We start from the raw sequence: 19350 nt of genomic DNA, 5'->3' as shown, positions 1-19350 counted from the left end.
CCTCACGGCGTTCTCCCACTTGAAACGCGCTTTCCCCACGTGTGGGACAATCCTCTATGCGCGGATGAAAGGCCACTTCAGTGAGCAGAGCGAACGACGGGGCCGAATACGGCAGCCTGCGGCTCGACCGCTCGGGTCAGGCCGAGGCCTTCGACGCCATCGGGGACCGCTACGACGAGGCCTTCCCGCACAAGGAGGGCCAGATCGCCGCGGGTGACTGGCTGGTCGCGTCCCTGCGTCCGGGCTCCCGGGTGCTGGACCTCGGCAGCGGCACCGGTGTGCCGACCGCCCGGCAGCTGACGGACGCGGGCTTCGAGCTGGTGGGCGTGGACCTGTCCCGGCGGATGGTGGAGCTGGCCCGGAAGTACGTCCCGGCCGGTACGTTCCACCAGCTGGACCTGGCCGACCTGCGTCCGGGCGGCCCGACCGACCTGGGCCGTTTCGACGGCGTCGCCGCGTTCTTCTCCCTGCTGATGCTGCCGCGCGCGGAGATCCCCCTCGCCCTGCGCTCGATCCACCACCTGCTGACCCCGGGCGGGCTGTTCGCCCTGTCGATGGTGGAGGCTCATGTGGACGACTTCGCGATCCCGTTCCTCGGCAACACGATCAGGGTCTCCGGCTATCTCCTCGACGACCTGCACAAGATCCTGGACGACGCGGGCTTCGAGATCGTGAAGGAGACCTCCTACACCTACGCCCCGGCGGTGGCCGACGTCCCGCCCGAGGAACAGGTCTTCCTCTGCTGCCGACGGCGCGACTGAGGCCGTAGCACCGACCCGGCGGCCCAGTGGCCGCACCAGTGGACGGGACGAAGCGTGACGGAGCCACACAGCCCCCGCGAAGGCCCCGCCGGAACCGCCCGGCGAGGCGGTTCGGCGAGCGGCCCGGCGCCGGTTCCGGACTGGGACCGGGCGCCCCTCGCGCCCGCACCGCAGACCGACCGCCTCCAGTACCTCGATGTGGCGACCCGGCGGATCGCCCGGGGCATGGACCTGGACGAGACGCTGCGGGAGCTGCGGTGGGCGGCGGTGCCCGCCTTCGCGGACGCGATCGTCATCCACCTGCACGATCCGCTGCCCGTCGGGGACGAGAAGTCGTCCGCACCCGTCGTCCTGCAGCTGCACAGCATCGACCGGGCACCGGAGTCCAGGAGCGCGCTGCTGATGCCGCACGCCGAGTACGCGGACGTGACCGACCGGGTGCAGCCGGTGCTCGACGGACGGCTCGCGAAGCTGCTGCTGGCCGGGCAGCCGGCCTTCGGCGACGCGGACGACATCGGGCCCGCGGTGGCCGAGCTGCTGGGGCCCGCGGCGAGCGCGCCGGGGACGCTGCCGCAGGGCCGGAGGCTGATCATCGCCCCGCTGCACGGCCGCCACCACGTCATGGGCACCGTCGTGCTGCTGCGCCGCCCCGACCGTTCCGTGTTCACCGGCGACGACCTCCTCGTCGCCTCCCAGCTGGCCACGCACACCGCGATCGGCGTCCAGAAGGCGGTGATGTACGGCCACGAGGCCTCCGTCGCGGACACGCTCCAGCACACGATGCTCCCCTCCTCGCTGCCCGAGCCGACCGGTGTCCAGCTGGCCAGCCGCTATCTGCCCGCGTCGAAGACCGCGCAGGTCGGCGGCGACTGGTACGACGCGATACCGCTGCCCGGCAACCGGGTCGCGCTGATCGTCGGCGACGTCATGGGCCACTCCATGACCTCGGCCGCGATCATGGGCCAGCTGCGCACCATCGTGCAGACCCTCGCCGGTCTCGACCTGCCCCCGCACGAGGTGCTGCACCACCTCGACGAACAGGCCCAGCGGCTCGGCAGCGACCACATCGCGACCTGCCTGTACGCGATCTACGACCCGATCTCGCACCGCCTCCTCATGGCCAACGCCGGCCACCCGCCCGCGGTGCTGCTGCGCCCGAACGGCCACGCCGAAGTCCTGCGGGTCCCGCCCGGCGCCCCGATCGGCGTCGGCGGAGTCGTCTTCGAGTCGGTGGAGATGCCCGCGCCCACCGGTACCACCCTGGTGCTCTACACCGACGGCCTGGTCGAGTCCCGGGCCGTGGACGTGGGGACGGGCGTCGAGGCCCTGCGCACCCACCTCCAGTCCACCCGGCACGGACACCGCCTGTCCTCGCTGGAGCGACTGTGCGACCGCATCCTGGCCGCGCTGGCGCCGGGCCCCCGCGACGACGACATCGCGCTGCTCACCGCCCGCTTCGAGGGCTTCCCGCCGGACAGCGTCGGCTACTGGCACCTCGACCCGCACCCGCTCACCGCGGGCCAGGCCCGCCGGCTGACCCGCCGGGTGCTGCGCCGCTGGGGCCTGGACGCCCTGCTGGACACCACGGAACTCATGGTCAGCGAGGTCGTCACGAACGCCGTGCGGTACGCCTCACGACCGATCTCCCTACGGCTGCTGCGGACCGACGTGCTGCGCTGCGAGGTGACCGACGACTCGCCGCAGGTGCCCCGGATGCGGGAGGCGGGGCCGGGCGACGAGGGCGGTCGGGGACTGTTCCTCGTGGACCGGCTCGCACAGCGCTGGGGGGCGACGCGGCTGAGCACGGGCAAGGTGGTGTGGTTCGAGCAGCGGATCCCGAAAGAGCCGCCGTATCACGGGAGTTGACGAACAGCCGGACGGAGTAGGGGTTTTGCTCTCAGACCGGCCCGACTCCCGTGCCGCCCTTGAGGCGTTCCAGGTCGGAGGGGCGGACCTGGATGACGACGACGGCGATCAGCGCGGCGACGACGGTGAAGATCGCGGCCATGACGAACGCGGCCGCGGCTCCGGCGGTCAGCACGTGATCGCCCCAGATGCCCGGGAGTTGGCCGGTGTGCTGGAAGCGGACGCGCTCGGCCGGGGTCGCCTGGGAGAGGAACGCGGGGATCTGGTCCTTCGCCTCGTTCCTGCTGGCCGTGCCGAACATCGTGACCAGGATGGACAGTCCGAGTGAACCGCCCACCTGCTGCATGGCGTTGAGGAGTCCGGAGGCCGCGCCGGTCTCCTGGACGGGAACGTCGGAGAGCGCCATCAGGGTCAGCGACACGAACTCCATGCCCATGCCGAGGCTGAACACCAGCATCGGGCCGAGCACACTGCCCGCGTAGGTGGAGTGGACGTCCGTCAGCGTCAGCCAGGACAGGCCGCCGGCGGCGAGGATCGCGCCCACCACCATGAACGGCTTGGGCCCGTAGGTCGGCAGGAACCGCGAGGCCAGGCCCGCGCCGACCGCGATCACGGCACTGACCGGCAGGAAGGCGAAGCCGGCCATGAGCGGGCTGAAGCCCAGCACGTCCTGCACGAAGAGGGTGAGGAAGAAGAACATGCCGAAGATCGCCGCGGAGAGGCAGAGCATGATGCCGTACGTCCCGGCCCGGTTGCGGTCGCGGAACATGTGCAGCGGGGTGATCGGCTGCCGGGAGCGCCGCTCGACCAGGACGAACCCGGCGAGGACGACGACGGCCGCGCCGAACGAGGCCAGGGTGAGCCAGTCCCCCCAGCCCTCCTGCGCGGCCCGGATGAAGCCGTAGACCAGCAGCACCATGCCCACGGTGGAGGTCAGCGCGCCGGTGATGTCGAAGTGGCCCGGGTGGCGTTCGGACTCGCGGATCCAGCGCGGGGTGGCGAGGACGATGAGCAGCCCGATGGGCACGTTGACGAAGAGCACCCAGCGCCAGTTCAGCCACTCGACGAGGATCCCGCCCATCAGCAGTCCGATCGCGCCGCCGCCCGCCGAGACACCGGCGAAGACCCCGAACGCCCGGTTGCGCTCCGGTCCTTCGCGGAACGTCGTGCTGATGAGGGCGAGGGAGGTCGGGGAGGCGATGGCGCCGCCGACGCCTTGGAGGGCACGGGCGGCGAGGAGTTCGCCGGAGTTCTGGGACAACCCGCCGAGGAGGGAGGCGACCACGAAGAGCAGCACGCCGAACACGAACACCCGCCGCCGGCCGAGGATGTCACCGGCCCTGCCGCCGAGCAGCAGCAGACCGCCGAAGGTGAGGGTGTAGGCGTTGACGACCCAGGCCAGGCTGGTGGTGGAGAACCCCAGCGCGCTCTGGATGTGCGGGAGCGCGATGTTCACGATGGTGATGTCGAGGACCACCATCAGTTGACAGGAGGCGATCACCAGCAGCGCCATGGTGTTTCCGCCACCGCCCGTGTCCCGGGTGGTGGCGGTCTGCGCTGGGGAGACTTGCCGGGGGCCGCTGCTCATGGTGCTTCGCACTCGCGAGGGGACGGTGGGCGGTCACGCCCACCGGATGCTCACCGTTCGACGGTACGCCCGGCCCCCGCTCCCCACCACTCGATCATCGGCGGCCCAGGGGCTAGGTTCACACATGACAGGACATGGGGAGAGACCAGTCGTGACCGTGGTCGTCGTCGACGGCACACTCAACGCCTTGGCGGGAGAAGCGACATGACCAACGTCGACGTGCACCAGCATCTGTGGACCCCCTCGCTGGTGACGGCTCTGCGTGCCCGCCGCGAACCGCCGTATCTGGACGGCTGGACCCTGTTCCTGGACGGTGAACCGCCCTTCGGGATATCGCCCGGAGACCATGACATCGCCCGGCGCGCGGAACTCGCCGCCGCCGACGGTCTCGACCGGGTGCTCGTCTCGCTGTCGGCCCCGATCGGCGTGGAGTGGCTGCCCGCCGCCGAGGCACGACCGCTGCTCGACGCCTACCACGACGGCGCGGCGGCGCTGCCCGAGCCGTTCGGGGCCTGGGCCGCGGCCTGTGTACGGGACATCGACGCGACGGCGACCGCCAAGGATCTCGACCGCGGCTTCGCCGGTCTCCAGCTCCCCGCCAACTCCCTTGCGGACGCGGCCGGTTACGACCGCTGCGCCCCGCTCCTCGACCTGCTCGAAGAACGCGACCTCCCGCTCCTCGTCCACCCGGGGCCCGCGGTGGGCTCCTCGGCGAACCCCGGCTGGTGGCCCGCGATGGTGCCGTACGTCCAGCAGATGCACGCCGCCTGGTACGCCTTCCACGCCTTCGGCCGGCCGCGCCACCCGCGCCTGCGGGTGTGCTTCGCCCTGCTGGCCGGACTCGCCCCGCTGCACGGGGAGCGGCTGGCCGCCCGGGGCGGCGGACCCGCACGGGCCGACCTCGGGGTGTTCGTCGAGACGTCGTCCTACGGCCCGACCGCCGTCGAGGCGACCGTCCGCGCGCTCGGTGTGAACGCCGTGGTCCAGGGCTCGGACCGGCCGTACGCCGAGCCTCCCCGGCATCCGGGTCATGGGCTGGGCGGAGCGGCGGCGTACGCCTTCCGCATCGCCAATCCGCGCAGGCTGCTGACCGGACAGGGATGACGGGTCGACTCCTCGCCCTTCCTACGTCGCGAACGTCCGGCGCCGCGCGTGCGCGGTCGCCAACGTTGCCATCGCCTCGCGGGCCCGGTCGGCCAGGTGGGTCGAGCCCCAGGCGAGGGCGGTGCGCTCGGCCAGGGTGTAGTTGTCGGCGGCCGGACCGTCCTCGCCCAGGAGTCGGTACAGGTCGGCGAGGGCGTGGGCGAGGGGGCGGGTCGCGTAGGCGGCTCCGGCCGCGCCGGCGAGCTGGTCCCGGACCGGCAGCAGCTGCGGGACCAGTGCCGACGCCAGGTCCAAGTCGCCGTGCAGCACGGCCAGTTGGGCGCGGAAGTCGAGTTCCAGGCCGTACAGGTGGTCCGTCACGGGCTCCGGCGGGCAGCGCACCGCGAGTGACTCGTCGAGTCTGCCGAGGCGGGCCAGGATGAGGGCGAGGGCCACTCCGCAGGGGGCGCCGACGGTCTCGTAGACCCTCCGCATCACCGGTTCGATCTCGGCCACCCGGTCCTGGGCGAGCCGGACGGTGGTCAGTCCCAGGGTGTGCAGGCCGCGGGCGTGGTGCGAGCCGACGCGGCGCAGCAGGACGTCGGCCTCGGCGTATCCGGCCTCCGCCGCGCCGAAGCGGCCGGCGACCGTCGCCAGCATGGCCGAGGTCGCGACGCCCAGGCCCTGCGCCCACACCATGCGGTAGCGGTGGGCGAGTTCGAGTCCCCGCTCGGTGTGCCGGCGTACCGCGGCGGGGTCGTTGAGCGTGCCGGCGGTCATGCCGTCGAGGTGTTCGGGGACCCAACGGTAGGCGGGCAGGTCGTGCGCGTGGGCGAGTCGGCGGAGTTCGGCGACCAGCGGGGTCCGCTCGGCGGCCTGGGTCTCCAGTGGCAGGAGCCTGGCCGAGGTCATCAACGCGGCGGCGAGCAGGCGTGGTTCGCCGTTGGCGCGGGCCAGCGCGAGTTGGGTGCGGGCCGCTTCCAGGGCGCGGGGCGCGTTCTCGACGGCCACCGCCTCGACGTAGACCTGCAACACCCGTGCGCGGGTGGGGTCGTCGAGTCCGGGATCGGCCGCGAGTCGTTCCAGGCGCTCCAGGGTGGTCCGGTCGCCGAAGCCCTCCAGTCTGCTGCGCCAGGGCGCTGGTTCGGTCCAGGCGCCGTAGACCGCTGCCACCAGGTCGCCCCGGTCGGCCTGTTCGGCGAGTTCGACGGCGCGCTGCCGGGTCCGGCGGGCCGCTTCGGTGGAACCGGCCCTGACCTGCGCGCCGAGCAGCCGCACCAACAGGCCTACGGTGTCGTCCAGTTGAGCCGGGCCTTTGGCCGCCGTGTGAGTCTCGATCGCCTGCTGGATGAGGTCCACGGCGACGTCGTGGGCGTAGCGCCGTTCGGCCGCCTCGGCGGCGCGGAGCGCGTAGTCGACGGCGAGGGGTGCGTGCGCGGTGTTGCCGGAGTGGGCGAAGTGGTGGGCCAGGGCGGCGAGTTCGTGCGGCCGGTGGCGGCGGAGCGCCTGCGCGATGCGGGCGTGCAGCCGGGCCCGGCGTACGCCGGACAGGTCGGTGTACACGGTGTCGCGGACCAGCGCGTGCACGAACCGGACCCGTCCGGGCCCGGATTCGGTCAGCAGGTCCGCGGCGAGGGCCGCGTCGAGGCCCTCCAGCACCGTGTCCTCGTCGGTGTCGGCCGCGTCGACGAGGACGGTCGCGTCGCCCTCCAGACCCACGACGGCCGTGAGCCGCAGGGCCTCACGGGCGGTGGCGGGCAGCAGGGCGAGCCGTCTGCGCAGGACGTCGCGTACGCCCTGCGGGACCTCGGAGACGGCGACGAGGGCGCCCTCGCTGGCCAGCAGGCGTGCGCTCTCCAGGACGTAGAAGGGGTTGCCGCCGGTCCGTTCGGCGAGGGCCGTGACCGTCCAGGGGTCCACCGGTTCACCGCACACGGCGTCGACGACGGTGGCGACGTCGTGCGGGCCGAGACCGCTCAGCGCGATGCGGCGCGGTGCGACGGGGGCGAGGTGGGCGAGGGTCTTGCCCAGCCGCTCCCCCGCCTCGGCGGGCCGGTAGCTGGCGACGGTGAGCAGGGGTACGCCGGTGACGCCGGCCGCGGCTTCGAGCAGGGCGAGGGTCTCGCCGTCGGCCCGGTGCAGATCCTCCAGGAGGACGGCGAGGGGGAACTCACCGGCCGCCGCGCGGAGCCAGGCGGCGAAGGCGCGATGCATGCGGAAGCGGCCGGCGGTCGCCTCGTCCCGGGTCGTGACGGCCGCGCTGTCCTGCTCGCGCAGCAGTACGGCGAGTTCGGCGGGGCGGGTGGGCGGCAGTTCGCGGGCGAGCGCGCCGAGCGCCTCCGCCCAGGCCCAGGCGGGCGGCGCGCCCTCGTACTGCGGGCAGCGCCCGACGACCACCGTCCATCCGGCCGACCGCAGTCGTCCTTCGACCCGCCCGAGCAGCGCGGACTTGCCGACCCCGGCCTCACCGGTGACGAGTACGACACCGCCCCGCCGCCGGGCGGCCCGCGCGGCGGTGTCCACCGCGTGGAGTTCACTGTCACGGCCGACGAAGAGGGCGGCTCCGGCGCGTGGTTCACCGCTGTGGCTCGGCACGAGGCCGGTTTCGCCGTCGAACTCGCTGGTCCTGGCCCGGTGTTCGCCGTGCCGGACGGCCAACGCTCGTTGCTCGGCACGCGGTTCACCACGGTGCGGCACCTGCGCTCGCAGCACGTCGAGCCGTCCGCTCAGTACCGCCTGTTCCAGTTCGGCCAGTGCCGGGCCGGGGTCGCAGCCGAGTTCCTCGCGCAGCACCCGGGTCGCGCCCCGTAGCGCGGCGAGGGCGTCGGCCTGTCGTCCGCAGGCCCACTGGGCGAGGGCGAGCAGCCGCCATCCCTCCTCCCGCAACGGGCTTTCCCGTACGAGGAGTTCGGCGGCCGGTACCGCCTCGGCGGGGCGGCCGGTGCGCAGGTCGGCGGCGACGGCGAGTTCGCGGGCCTCGGCGCGCAGTGCGGTCAGGCGGGTCACCTCCGGCTCGGCCCAGGCCTCGTCCGCGTGTTCCGCGAAGGCCGGGCCCTGCCACCAGGCGAGCGCCTCGGCGAGCAGCGCGCGGGCCTCCTCGGGCGGGGCGTGCCGGGCGCGGGCCACCCAGGTCTCGAAGCGCCAGGCGTCCACCGCGTCCTCGGGCAGCCGCAGGGCGTAGCCGGGCGGCGCGGTGACCAGCACGGTCGCCGGGGTGCGCGGCGGCCGACCCGGTTCGAGGGCGCGGCGCAGGTGGGACACATAGGTGTGCAGGGAGACCGTGGCACGGTTCGGCGGTGCCCCGCGCCACAGCGCGTCCGTGATCCGGTCGACGGGCACGACGGTGCCGCGGGCCGCGATCAGCAGCGCCAGCACGGCCCGTTGACGTGGAGCACCGAGCCCTACCGGTCGCCCCTCGTCATCGGCGCCCAACGAACCCAGGACTCGAATACGCAGCACGGCGCGGGAATCTACCCGAGCCCTGTCGCAGCCCGGTCAACGGACGATAAACGCCCTTCCCGCAAGCCTGCGGCCAAGGGCCCCAAGTGAACGCCAAGAAGGCCGCACCACCCTGGGAGGCTGTTGCCGATATCCGATCGTTGGAGCAAGCAAGCGTGTCACCCAGCAGCACGACGGACGAACTTCCCACGGCCGAGCGTCCGTACACGCACGAGATGATCGTGGTCCACCGGGTCTTCCGCCGCGAGTCGGCGTATCTGCCCCGCCTGGTACGAGCCGTCCCCGACGGCGACACCGCCCGCGCGACGAAGGTCGCGGAGCATCTGCGCGAGTACGTGGCGGGACTGCACAGCCACCACTCCGTCGAGGACGACCTCATCTGGCCGCACCTCCAAGACCGGGCCCCGGACGCCCAGTTGGTGGCACGCATGGAGGAGCAGCACCAGCGCATCGACGTGAGTCTGACGGTCGCGACGGAGTGGACGGCCGCGTGGGAGCGGGCCGCGGACACCGTCGCAGGCGAGGAGTTGGCGCTCGCGCTGGAGCAGCACTCGGCCGTGCTGCTCGAACACCTCGACGACGAGGAGCAGTTGGTGCTGCCCCTGGTCTCGGAACACCTGTCGGTCGAGGAATGGGACCTGGTCGGGCGCCGTGGTCTTGAACGGATCCCCAGGAACAGGCTGTTGATCGCGCTCGGCGCGATCCTGGAGGACGCCACTCCCGAGGAGCGGGCGTACTTCCTCGACAGGACCCCACTGGTCGGCCGAGTGCTGTGGAAGGCCGTCGGCCGCCGCCAGTACGCTGCCGCCTGCCGGGCGATACGCGGCCCGCTGGACGGGGAGCAGAACCGATGACCCTTCTCGACTCCGCACCGCTCGACGTCCTGGACGCCTACCGGACCTGCGAGTTCGTCACCCTCGGCCGCGACGGCACACCGCTGGTCTGGCCGACCGCCGTACGGCGGCAGAAGGACGGCACGCTTCTGCTGAGCACGTCGCTGGCCTTCGCGCAGAAGGCGCTGAACATCCGCCGGGACGGCCGCGTCGCCCTCCTCTTCTCCGACCCCACCGGCAGCGGTCTCGACCACGCCCCGCAGATCTTCGTCGGCGGCCGTGCCGAGTGCCCCGACGAGATCATGACGGGCCCTCAGGGAGCCGAGGACTACTGGCGGATGCTCTTCGAACGGCAGCCGCACAGCAGGGCGTATGTCTCCGCTCCCATGCGGCCGTTGACGACCTGGTACTACCTCCGGCTCCTGATCACCGTCACCCCGGACCAGATCGTCGTACGACCGCCGCTCCCCGTGTCGGCCCAACAGGCCCCGGAAGGGGAGCACTTGCTGCCGGGCGCGGCCCAACTCGCCCGTTTCTCCTCGGCGGTGCTCGCCGCGCGCGACGCGTCCGGGGCACCGGTGCTCGCCCGGACGCGGCCCGTACCGGCCGGGGACGGCTTCGCGGTGGAGGTGCCCGCCGACTGCGCGGCGACCGAGGGGCCGGCCTCGCTCCTGGTGCACCGGCACGACGAGCAGCTGAACAATATGCACAACGCCCTGGTCCGGGGCACCCTGAAGGCCGTGGGCGACGGCTGGCTGCTGGTCCCCGCCAAGGTGGTGGAACCCATGGGCACGGGCCGCCCGACCGACGCGATCCGCGTCCTGCGCGACACCCGCCGCGCCACCGCCCGCTATCTGGAGCGACGCGGCCTGACCCGTCCCCGGGTCCGGTGGGACGAGTTCAAGGCCTTGGCCGCATCCGCGAAGCGCAAGTGACGGACCATCAGTTCGCCGCGTTCATCAGGTCGAGCGCGCTCTGTTGCCGGGCCGCGTCGGTGGAGTCCAGCGGCCCGGCCCAGTGCAGCCCGTACGCGTCGAGGGCGTTGCGGTCGTTCGCGTAGGCGGCGGTGGCCTGCCGCGCGATGTACGAGGTGTAAGGGCGGTCGGACAGCCGGGAGTTGAAGGCACTCAGCCCCCGGACGTACGCCCCCTTGAACGACGGCCCGTCACCACCGCAGCCGTTCGCCTCGCACGGTTCCCGCAGAATCCCACCGGAGTTGAGGGCCGTCGACGTGGTCGAGGCGTCGCCGATCTGCCGGCCGGTGGTGAGGAGGGCCGAGTCACCGGTCGCCCGGTACAGCTCCGAGAGACCACCGAGCAGGACGCCCTGGTTGTACGACCATGTCGTGTCGCCGTTGTTGCCGCAGGTCGCCAGGTTGATGCCGTCGTTGACCAGGTGGGAGCCGTTGATCACGCCGGTGCCCTTGAACCACGACCACTCGGCGTTGGCGCGCCCCAGGTACGTCGTGTCGCCCGCGACGCGGTTGTGCAGGGCCGCGTTCAGCTCCAGGTAGAGGGAGTTGGCGATCGCGTTCTTGTAGGTCTTCGCCGTGCTCCACCACACGCCGCCGCCACAGGTCGAGTCCCAGTAGCGGGCCATGTAATCGGCGTCCGCGCGGGCGGTGTTGAGGTAGCGGGAGTCGCCGGTGAGGTCGTACGCGTCGACCCAGGCCAGTCCCCACCAGCCGGTGTCGTCGATGTAGTCGTTGGTGAAGTTGCCGCCCTGGGCGGAGAGGTTGCGGTCGTAGGTGTTGGCGATGGCGTACTTGTAGCTGCCCATGCCGGTGACGCGGATGTTGTCGATGACGGCTGTCAGTGCGTTGGCGGAGTTCCACCAGCCGGTGGTGTCGAAGAGGCCGGTGCCCAGGTTGTAGGACTGCATCAGCGCGGTGGCGGCGGCGGTCGCGCGGCTGCCCGCGTTCCAGGTCGTCCGGGCCCACTGTGTGCAGGCGATCTCGGCCCGGTCACCGGCCTTGCCGCAGGCGCGCAGGGCGCCGACGCCGAGGGCGTTCCAGTCGTCGACGTTGTACATCAGCGTGCGCCAACCACCTTGACCCGCAGGGATGGTGGTGTCGCCGAGCTTGCTGCCCGAGCTCCAGGTACGGCCGCCGTCGAAGGAGCGGTCGAGCCAGACCTCGTCACCGGGGCTGCCGTTGGTGATCGAGGCCCAGCCCATCGCGTCGGTGTCGTCGAAGTGCAGGGTGAGGGTGCGGGAGTAGATGGTGGCCGACACGGGCTGCCGGTCTCCCGGGGACAGGGCGGGGTCGCGGGCGTCGCAGTAGTTGTTGCAGATCGTCGCCTCGGGGGCGGCGGTCGCGACGCCGGTGGAGACCGGCACGAACAGGGCCAGGGCGGCGATCAGACCGGTCCCGACTCGCCTGATCCGTCTAGCAGTTGAATTCATGCCGGCTCCATCGAGGTGGGGGAATGGGAGCGGTCAGCCCAGGCGCCACTGCTGGTTGGCGCCACCGTTGCAGGACCAGAGTTCCAGCGCGATGCCGTTGACGTTGCCCGCGGGCTGGTCGCCGCCGGTGACGTCGAGGCACAGGCCCGACTGGGTGCCGGTGACGGTGCCGTTGGGGTTGAGGCTCCACCTCTGGTTGGCGCCGCCGTTGCAGGTGTAGAGCTGCACCTTGGTGCCGTTGCCGGTCTGGTTGTTGTAGGCGTCAAGGCACTGGGTGCCGCCGTAGAGCCGGAGTTCACCGGCGGCGGTGATGGTCACGGCCTGGTTGGTACCGCCGCCGCAGTCCCAGATCTCGATCTTGGTGCCGGGGGTGGTCTCGCCGTTGTAGGCGTCGAGGCAGCGGTTGGAGGAGGCGCCGATCAGGGGGTGGGTGGTGCCGACGCTGGTGCCGCTGCCCGCGGAGACCCGGTACATGACCGAGCCGTGGCCGGGGACGCTCGCCGAGATGGTGCCGGCGGTGGAGCTGATCACGTGCGACCAGAGGTTGTTGAGCTTGTACGAGGACGCCGAGGGGAGGCCGGCCGCCGTGGCGGAGGTGGTGATGGTGGCGGCGGAGGAGTTCTCGTTGAAGAGGACGACCGAGACGTCGCCGTTGGCGAGGGGCTTGGAAAGGACGTGCAGGCCACCGGAGTTGGAGATCTCGGTGCCCTGCTTGCCCAGGGAGTCCTGGTCGACGGCGATGACGTCCTTGTTGCCGTAGAGGGAGAGCGTGGCGGCGGTGGCCTTGCGCAGGTCGGTGCCGGCGATCAGGGGCGCGGCCATCTCCGACCAGAGGCTGAAGTGGGTGCGGTCCTCGGTGAACGACATGCCGTTGCCGACCTCGAGCATGTCGGGGTCGTTCCAGGCGCCCGGCTTGGCGTACGCGGCGAGTTTGACGTTGGCCTTGTAAATGGACACCACGGTCGAGAAGTTGACGTTGATGTCGTCGGTGGTGCGCCAGCTGTTGCCGACGCCCGCGCCCCAGGTCCACACGTCGGCGAGGCCCCAGTTGCAGAGGCTGTAGACGATCGGGCGGCCGGTCGCCGCGAGGGCGTCGCGCATCGCGGTGTAGCGCTGCTGGTCGGGCACGTTCTGGTGGTTGCAGTTGTCGTACTTGAGGTAGTCCACGCCCCAGGCCGCGAAGCTGTTGGCGTCCGTCTGCTCGTGGCCGAGGCTGCCGGGATAGCCGGCGCAGGTGGCGGTGCCGGCGCTCTCGTAGATGCCGAGCTTGAGGCCCTTGCTGTGGACGTAGGCGGCGGTGCCGCTGATGCCGTCGGGGAACTTGACGGGATCGGGGACGAGTTGACCCGCCGCGTTGCGGGCCGAGGTCATCCAGCAGTCGTCGATGTTGACGTACTGGTACCCGGCGTCCTTCAGCCCGGAGGAGACGAGATAGTCGGCGGTCTGCTCGACGAGCTGCTCCGTGACGTTGCAGCCGAAGGCGTTCCAGTCGTTCCAGCCCATCGGGGGCGTCCGGGCGAGGCCGTTGTCGAGGGCGTGTGCGGGCGGTGCGGCGCGCAGTACCAGCAGGGCCGGGACGAGGGCCAGCAGCAGCGCCATGGTGAGGGCGGCGCTCAGGCGTCTCCTGAAGGGTGCCGGAACGGTCATGTCGAGGTCTCCTGCTTCGCCGTGGGGGGCTGCACGAACTCACCGTTGGAAACGTAACCATCGCGAGGGTTCCACCCGCCGGGTTCGGCCGTCAATGGTCCGGACCAGAATGAACCGGGAGTGAACTGCCCGTGCTGTCAGAGGCGTTGACGGCCTCCTGAGTCGATGGCAACGTTTCCATCACCCGCACCCTTGGAGGCCACCATGTCCCTGCGCCCCTCCCGGCGAGTGATGATCGGCTCCGGTCTGGCCGCACTGACGGCAACGGCCGTCACACCGGCGGACGCGGCCGAACGGCCCAGCTCCGCAAAGGCGTTGTTCCGCGCGAGAGACGCGTACTCCGCGCTGAGAAGACACTTCGACACGACCGACGGCTCCGGGCTCGTCCGCGAGCAGTTCCCGGCGGCGGCCGGCGACAACCCGTACTCGTACGAATGGCCCTTCTCGCAGGCGCACATCGCCGCTCTCGATCTCACCGCCGTGGACGGGGAGTTGGAGCCGGAACTGGCCCGACGGGCGGCGGCGCAGGAGCACTACTGGAAGCCAGGCGGAGGCACCACCGGCCTTCCCGGTTACGCCTCCTACCCCGTCGCGCCGTACGGCTCGGGCGGGGACATGTTCTACGACGACAACGAATGGGTCGGCCTGGCGAAGGTCCAGCGGTATCTGCAGACCGGGGACACCGCCGCGCTGGCCCGCGCGAAGGAGATCTTCGCCCTGGTCAGGTCCGGCTGGGACACCGACAGCGGTCATGCCGCGCCGGGCGGGGTCTTCTGGACGCAGGCCGACTGGAGCCACGACCGCAACACCGTCTCCAACATGCCGGGCGCCCAACTAGCCCTGCGGCTGCACCAGATCACCGGCGAGGCGGACTACCTGGACTGGGCGAAGCGCTTCCACGACTGGACGAACACACATCTCCAGAGCCCAAGTGGCCTGTACTGGGACCATCTTGACCTCCAGGGGACCGTGGAGAAAACCTTCTGGTCCTACAACCAGGGCGTGCCGGTCGGTGTCGCGGTGCTGCTGTACCAGGTGACCCGTGACCGTACCCATCTGCGCGAGGCGGAGCGGGTTGCCGCCGCCGCGTACGCCTACTACGTCACGCAGGGACGGCTGTTCACGCAGCCCGTGTTCTTCAACTCGATCTTCTTCAAGAACCTGCTGCTCCTGGAATCGGTGACCGGGAAGAACACCTATCACCGGGCGATGGCCGACTACGCCGACCAGGTGTGGGACACGATGCGGGACCCCGCCACCGGGCTCGTGCACTTCGACACGGCCGGTGGCACCCAGGCGATCCAGCAGGCGGCCCTGGCGCAGCTCTACGCCGTGCTCGCCTGGCCGCGTGCCAAGTGGCGGACGCTGTACTGACGTTACGGGTGCCCGATCTCCCCCGTGCCGCGCGCGATCAACTCGACCGGGAGGACCGTGCGTCGGGAGGGGGAGTCGTCGCCGTCGATGCGGTCCAGCAGGATATGGGCGGCCCTGCGGCCGAGTTCCTCGGTGTCGGAGGTGACGACGGTGACCGGGGTGGGGAGCATGTCGGCGAGCTTGAAGTCGTCGAACCCCACTACCGCCACCGAGACTTGGAGCTCACGACAGGCGCGCAGCACGCCCTCGGTGAGGAAGCCCGTGGTGGAGAAGACCGCGGTGGGAGGGTGCGCGGAGGTGAGCAGGGTGCGGGTGGCGGACTCGGCCTCCTCCGTGGTGCCGGCGCGCAGGGTGACGACCAGGTCGTTGTCGGGCTCGATGCCGCTGCGGCGCAGCGCCTTGCGGTAGCCGCGCAGCCGTCGGCCGGTGCTGTAGTAGGAGGGCGCGACGAGGATCGCGATCCGGCGGTGGCCCTGGTCGACGAGGTGCTGGGTGGCCTTGCGTCCGCCCTCCTCGTTGTCGACGAGGACGACATCGGCCTCGGCGCCGGTGGCAGGCCGGTCGACGAAGACGATGGGCACGTGGTCGTGGCCGTTGATCTCGTTGAGGAAGGCGTGATCGCCCTGGTCCGGGACGATGATGAGCCCGGCGACCCGGCGTCCGATCAGCTCGCCCACGGCCCGGCGCTCCACCTCCGGGTCCTCGTCGGCGGTGCTCAACAGCACTGCGTAGCCCGCCTCGTTGGCGACCTCGACGGCGGCCTTGGCGAGGGAGGCGTAGAACGGGTTGGTGAGGTCGCCGAGCAGCAGGCCGATGGTCATCGAGTTCTGGCCGGGGCGCAGGGAGCGCGCGATCTCGTTGCGCTGGTAGCCGATGGCGGTGATCGCCGCGTTCACGCGCTCGGCCGTCTCCTCGCGGACCGTGCCGATGCCGTTGACGACGCGGGAGACGGTGACTACGGCGACTCCGGCGCGCTCCGCGACGTCGCGCATCGTGGGCCTGGTGTTCTGGCTGTGCGGGGGACGACTTCTCACGTGAGTTGAAGACCAACCTTCCATCGCGTACCGGGGGGCCGGGACCGCTCCCAGGATACGTTTCGGGTCCCGGCCCGCCGCTCGGCCTGCGGCCCTAACCGTTGCTCTTGATCACATCGTTGATCTTGCCGGTCATCGTCTGGAGGTCGGAGAGCGGCTTCTTGCCGTTGAGGATGTCCGGCCAGTAGGCGGTGATCAAGTCGTTCGACTGACTGGCCCACTGGGTGGTGAAGCGGACGCCGATGGTGGTCGGGGTGTTGAGGCCCGCCTTGACGGTGGACTCGACGGTCGTGAGGCCGGCCTTGTCCAGCGCGCCGTAGTAGGCGCTCTGCGCCGAGAGATAGGCCGGGGCCGCGACCGGGGAGTCGGGCAGCACCTTCGTCCACACGGTGGAGTCGAGGTACTTCAGGACCTTGAAGGTGGCGTCCGCGTTCTGCGTGTACGACGGGGTGCAGATGCCCACCGCGTCGTACAGGGTGGCCGGCTTCGTCTGCTGGGGAAGCGGGGCGAACCCGTACTTGATCTTCGGCTTGTCGGTGAGGAAGCCGGCCGCGAGCCACTGGCCGCTCCACAGCATCGGGATCTGTCCGGCGGCGAACAGCGCCTGCTGGTTGCTGATGTCGTAGCCGGGCGGTGCCATGGCCCCGCTCTTGATCGCCGCCACGACCTTGCCGACGCCTTCGGTGTACGTCGTGTCGATGGTCGTCTTCGTGGGGTGGTGGACGTCGTCGGCGAACGGCGCGCCGCCCGCCGACAGTGAGTACGTGCTGAGCGAGAACGGGCCGTCCGTGGACGTCAACGCATCAGCTACGAGGCCGTACTTGGCGCCCTTCGCATGCAGTTTCGCGGCGTCGGCGAACATCTGGTCCCAGGTCCAGCCGGCCGCGGGGACGGTGAGACCGGCGGCCTTGAAGGCGTCGACGTCGTACCAGATGCCGTAGGTGTTGAGCAGGGACGGGACGCCGCCGATCTTGCCGTCGGCGGTCTTCCAGTTCTTCATGGTGGAGGAGACGAAGCTGCTCGCGCCGAAGTCGGTGGAGCCGGAGAGCCGGGAGGCCCAGTCGGTGAGGAGGCCCTGGCTGGTGTACTGCTGCTCGGTGTCGTTGCCGCACCAGAACAGGTCGGGCAGCTTCTTGGCCTGGGTGAGGGCGGCGAGCTTGTCGCTGTAGTTGCCGTTGGGGGTGTCGACGCGCTTGACCGTGATGTTCGGGTCGTGGAAGCCGGTCAGGGCCTGGTCGATGGCCTTGTTGGTGGTGGCGGACTCCCAGGTCATGAGGGTCACCGTCACCTTGCCGTCCGACTGCTTCCCGGACGAGCCGCCGCAGGCCGCCGTGGCGAGCAGTCCCCCCGCCGTCAGCAGCGCTCCGGCGAGACGGGTCCATCGTTTCATCATGGCCTCCTGGTAACTGGGTCGGAACTGGGCGCGGTTCAGCGCTGGTTGACGGTGCCCAGGGCGCTCAGGCCCTGGATGAAGTAGCGCTGGGCGACGAAGAACACGGCCAGTGGGGGGAGCATGTAGAGCAGGTTGGTGGCCATGTAGAGGTTCCAGTCCGGGGTCTGGCCTGCGAACTGGGTGACGAAGGAGGCCATGCCGACGCTCAGCGGCCACTTCTGGGACGAGTACAGGTAGATCAATGGGTTGAGGTAGTCGTTCCAGGACATCTGGAAGGCCAGGATTGACATCGTTATCCAGGCAGGCTTCGTGATCGGCAGCATCACGCTGAAGAAGATCCGGACGTGCCCCGCGCCGTCGACCTTGGCCGCCTCGTCGATGGAGTGCGGGATCGACAGGAAGTACTGCCGGGCCAGGAAGATGAAGAGCGGATTGCCGCCGAGGAAGGCCGGGACGATCAGCGGCAGCCAGGTGTCGTACCAGCCGATGTCCTTGAAGAGCTGAAACAGCGGGATGATGCCGATCACCGGGGGCAGCAGCATGCTGCCGACGAAGACGTAGAACCACACCTTGCGGCCGGGGAAGCGCAGCCGGGCCAGGGCGTAGCCCGCCATCATCGAGGTCATCACGCCGCCGATCACCGAAAGGCCGGTGATGACAAGGGAGTTGAGCAACAGGCGCGGGAAGTGGATGACCTTCGGCCCGTCGACGAAGTTCCTGAAGTGGAACTCGTGGGGCAGGAGCCGGGGCGGGACCTCGAAGACCGCCGAGGGGCCCTTGAGCGCGACGGTGAGCATCCAGAGGATGGGCACGATCATCACCGAGGCGATCAGCAGCGCGACGGCGTACCAGGACGCCGTGCGTACGGCCCGACCACGCGGCCTGGCCGGGGCGGCCGGCTTCGGCGCCGTCGCCGGCGCCCTCGTGACGTCAGGAGACGTGGTCACTGTAGGTCCAAATCGACGAGAAGCGGGCGGTCGCGGCGATCACGACGACGATGACGAGAAAGAGCACCCACACCTGGGCGGAGGCGTAGCCGAACTGGGAGACCTGACCGAGCTTGGGGAAGCCGTTGTTGTAGATCGACAGCATCAGCGTCCTGGTGCTGAACCCGGGTCCGCCCTGGTTGTCCGGCGAGAGGATCTTCGGCTGGTTGAACGCCTGGAGGGCCGTCACCATCTGCATGACCACCTGGAGCAGCATGATCGGGCTGATCAGCGGCAGGGTGATGCGGAAGAACACTGTGCGGGGCCCTGCGCCGTCGAGTCTGGCCGCCTCGTACAGCTCGGTGGGGACCGCCTGGAGCGCGGCGAGGAAGATGATCATCGTGGAGCCGACGCTCCACAGCATGACGATCACGATCGACGGCATCGCCGAGTTGTCCCCGGACAGCCACTCGCTGGTGGGCAGGTGGAGCCAGTTCAACACCTGGTTGGCCAGGCCGACTTGGGGGTTGAACACGAACTTCCAGAGCGTGATCGTGGCGACCACGGGCAGGACGACCGGCAGGTAGCACAGGGTGCGCAGCAGGCTGACGCCCCGCATCCGCTGGTTGCAGAACACCGCCAGGGCCAGTCCGATGGCCAGCGACAGCGGCACGTACAGGACGACGAGCAGCAGGGTGGCGCGCACCGAGGGCCAGAAGGACGGGTCGGTGGTGAACATCCGGCGGAAGTTGTCGAGGCCGATGAACTTCGGGTCCGACAGGCCGTTGTAGCTGGTCAGCGCGAAGTAGGCGGACCGGAACAGCGGGTAGACGACGAACGCTGTGAAGCCGATGAGCGCCGGGGCCAGGAACACGTACGCGGCCAGGGTGTCCGAGGACCGCCTGCGCCGCCGTCGCCAGGGGCGTCCGAAGCGCCCCGGGCTCCCCCGGTCGGGCGGTCGGTCCACGGGTGGTGCGGTGGTT

The 19350-nt window shown here is 70.7% G+C and carries 14 protein-coding genes; 6 read left to right on the top strand and 8 right to left on the bottom strand.

The genetic code is table 11. From position 1 onward, the window contains the following. The first annotated feature begins 80 nt into the window (after positions 1-80). Complete coding sequence (locus JHN45_RS06040) at positions 81-761, top strand: class I SAM-dependent methyltransferase (RefSeq protein WP_200711160.1); 681 nt, start codon at positions 81-83, stop codon at positions 759-761. 225 nt (positions 762-986) lie between these two features. Beyond that, a complete protein-coding gene (locus JHN45_RS06035) occupies positions 987-2627 on the top strand; it encodes an ATP-binding SpoIIE family protein phosphatase (protein ID WP_236583418.1) in 1641 nt (546 codons plus the stop codon). Between the two features lie 31 nt (positions 2628-2658). Here JHN45_RS06035 and JHN45_RS06030 read toward each other — a convergent pair whose 3' ends face one another. Further along, positions 2659-4140 (bottom strand): MFS transporter, encoded by a 1482-nt coding sequence (locus JHN45_RS06030; RefSeq protein ID WP_201048339.1) that lies wholly within the window; start codon positions 4138-4140, stop codon positions 2659-2661. Between the two features lie 279 nt (positions 4141-4419). Here JHN45_RS06030 and JHN45_RS06025 point away from each other — a divergent pair, with 279 nt between their 5' ends. After that, on the top strand, positions 4420-5319 hold the full coding sequence (locus JHN45_RS06025) for an amidohydrolase family protein (protein ID WP_201048307.1): 900 nt from the start codon (positions 4420-4422) through the stop codon (positions 5317-5319). A 21-nt stretch (positions 5320-5340) separates the two neighbouring features. Here the strand turns inward: JHN45_RS06025 and JHN45_RS06020 are convergent, their stop codons facing one another. After that, positions 5341-8757, bottom strand: a complete 3417-nt coding sequence (locus JHN45_RS06020; protein ID WP_307783043.1) for a BTAD domain-containing putative transcriptional regulator — start codon at positions 8755-8757, stop codon at positions 5341-5343. A gap of 155 nt (positions 8758-8912) precedes the next feature. Between JHN45_RS06020 and JHN45_RS06015 the strand changes: the two genes are divergently transcribed. After that, on the top strand, positions 8913-9611 hold the full coding sequence (locus JHN45_RS06015; protein WP_200711163.1) for a hemerythrin domain-containing protein: 699 nt from the start codon (positions 8913-8915) through the stop codon (positions 9609-9611). Then, the gene (locus JHN45_RS06010) at positions 9608-10525 is read left to right on the top strand and encodes a pyridoxamine 5'-phosphate oxidase family protein (protein ID WP_200711164.1); all 918 of its coding nucleotides are present in this window, start codon (positions 9608-9610) and stop codon (positions 10523-10525) included. The genes JHN45_RS06015 and JHN45_RS06010 overlap by 4 nt, the downstream gene beginning before the upstream one ends. A gap of 7 nt (positions 10526-10532) precedes the next feature. On the opposite strand, the gene JHN45_RS06005 is transcribed toward JHN45_RS06010, so the two are convergent. Together JHN45_RS06005 and JHN45_RS06000 are read right to left on the bottom strand one after the other, a co-directional pair. Continuing rightward, entirely contained in the window at positions 10533-11993 is a 1461-nt protein-coding gene (locus JHN45_RS06005) for a glycoside hydrolase family 76 protein (protein WP_200711165.1), read from the bottom strand. A gap of 33 nt (positions 11994-12026) precedes the next feature. After that, entirely contained in the window at positions 12027-13640 is a 1614-nt protein-coding gene (locus tag JHN45_RS06000) for a ricin-type beta-trefoil lectin domain protein (protein WP_200711166.1), read from the bottom strand. A 204-nt stretch (positions 13641-13844) separates the two neighbouring features. Here JHN45_RS06000 and JHN45_RS05995 point away from each other — a divergent pair, with 204 nt between their 5' ends. Next, entirely contained in the window at positions 13845-15014 is a 1170-nt protein-coding gene (locus tag JHN45_RS05995; protein WP_200711167.1) for a glycoside hydrolase family 76 protein, read from the top strand. Between the two features lie 2 nt (positions 15015-15016). Here the strand turns inward: JHN45_RS05995 and JHN45_RS05990 are convergent, their stop codons facing one another. The 4 genes from JHN45_RS05990 to JHN45_RS05975 all read right to left on the bottom strand — a co-directional run bounded on the left by JHN45_RS05990 (position 15017) and on the right by JHN45_RS05975 (position 19334). After that, the gene (locus tag JHN45_RS05990) at positions 15017-16006 is read right to left on the bottom strand and encodes a LacI family DNA-binding transcriptional regulator (RefSeq protein WP_201048306.1); all 990 of its coding nucleotides are present in this window, start codon (positions 16004-16006) and stop codon (positions 15017-15019) included. Between the two features lie 136 nt (positions 16007-16142). After that, complete coding sequence (locus JHN45_RS05985; protein ID WP_234468129.1) at positions 16143-17441, bottom strand: ABC transporter substrate-binding protein; 1299 nt, start codon at positions 17439-17441, stop codon at positions 16143-16145. Positions 17442-17476: 35 nt separating this feature from the next. Continuing rightward, on the bottom strand, positions 17477-18388 hold the full coding sequence (locus JHN45_RS54325) for a carbohydrate ABC transporter permease (protein WP_200711169.1): 912 nt from the start codon (positions 18386-18388) through the stop codon (positions 17477-17479). Continuing rightward, the gene (locus JHN45_RS05975; protein WP_307783042.1) at positions 18372-19334 is read right to left on the bottom strand and encodes a sugar ABC transporter permease; all 963 of its coding nucleotides are present in this window, start codon (positions 19332-19334) and stop codon (positions 18372-18374) included. The genes JHN45_RS54325 and JHN45_RS05975 overlap by 17 nt, the downstream gene beginning before the upstream one ends. Positions 19335-19350 lie beyond the last annotated feature (16 nt).

The sequence above is a fragment of the Streptomyces sp. MBT53 genome, assembly GCF_016654115.1.
GTDB lineage: Bacteria > Actinomycetota > Actinomycetes > Streptomycetales > Streptomycetaceae > Streptomyces.
Note: the sequence above shows the minus strand (reverse complement) of the source record. Positions and strands in the feature narration are given on the sequence as shown.

Coding starts and splice junctions, on each gene's coding strand:
- JHN45_RS06035 (WP_236583418.1), top strand. CDS start 987: ATGGACCTGGACGAGACGCTGCGGGAGCTGCGGTGGGCGGCGGTGCCC.
- JHN45_RS05990 (WP_201048306.1), bottom strand. CDS start 16,006: ATGCGCGACGTCGCGGAGCGCGCCGGAGTCGCCGTAGTCACCGTCTCC.
- JHN45_RS06025 (WP_201048307.1), top strand. CDS start 4,420: ATGACCAACGTCGACGTGCACCAGCATCTGTGGACCCCCTCGCTGGTG.
- JHN45_RS05985 (WP_234468129.1), bottom strand. CDS start 17,441: ATGATGAAACGATGGACCCGTCTCGCCGGAGCGCTGCTGACGGCGGGG.
- JHN45_RS06000 (WP_200711166.1), bottom strand. CDS start 13,640: ATGACCGTTCCGGCACCCTTCAGGAGACGCCTGAGCGCCGCCCTCACC.
- JHN45_RS05995 (WP_200711167.1), top strand. CDS start 13,845: ATGTCCCTGCGCCCCTCCCGGCGAGTGATGATCGGCTCCGGTCTGGCC.
- JHN45_RS06030 (WP_201048339.1), bottom strand. CDS start 4,140: ATGGCGCTGCTGGTGATCGCCTCCTGTCAACTGATGGTGGTCCTCGAC.
- JHN45_RS06010 (WP_200711164.1), top strand. CDS start 9,608: ATGACCCTTCTCGACTCCGCACCGCTCGACGTCCTGGACGCCTACCGG.
- JHN45_RS06005 (WP_200711165.1), bottom strand. CDS start 11,993: ATGAATTCAACTGCTAGACGGATCAGGCGAGTCGGGACCGGTCTGATC.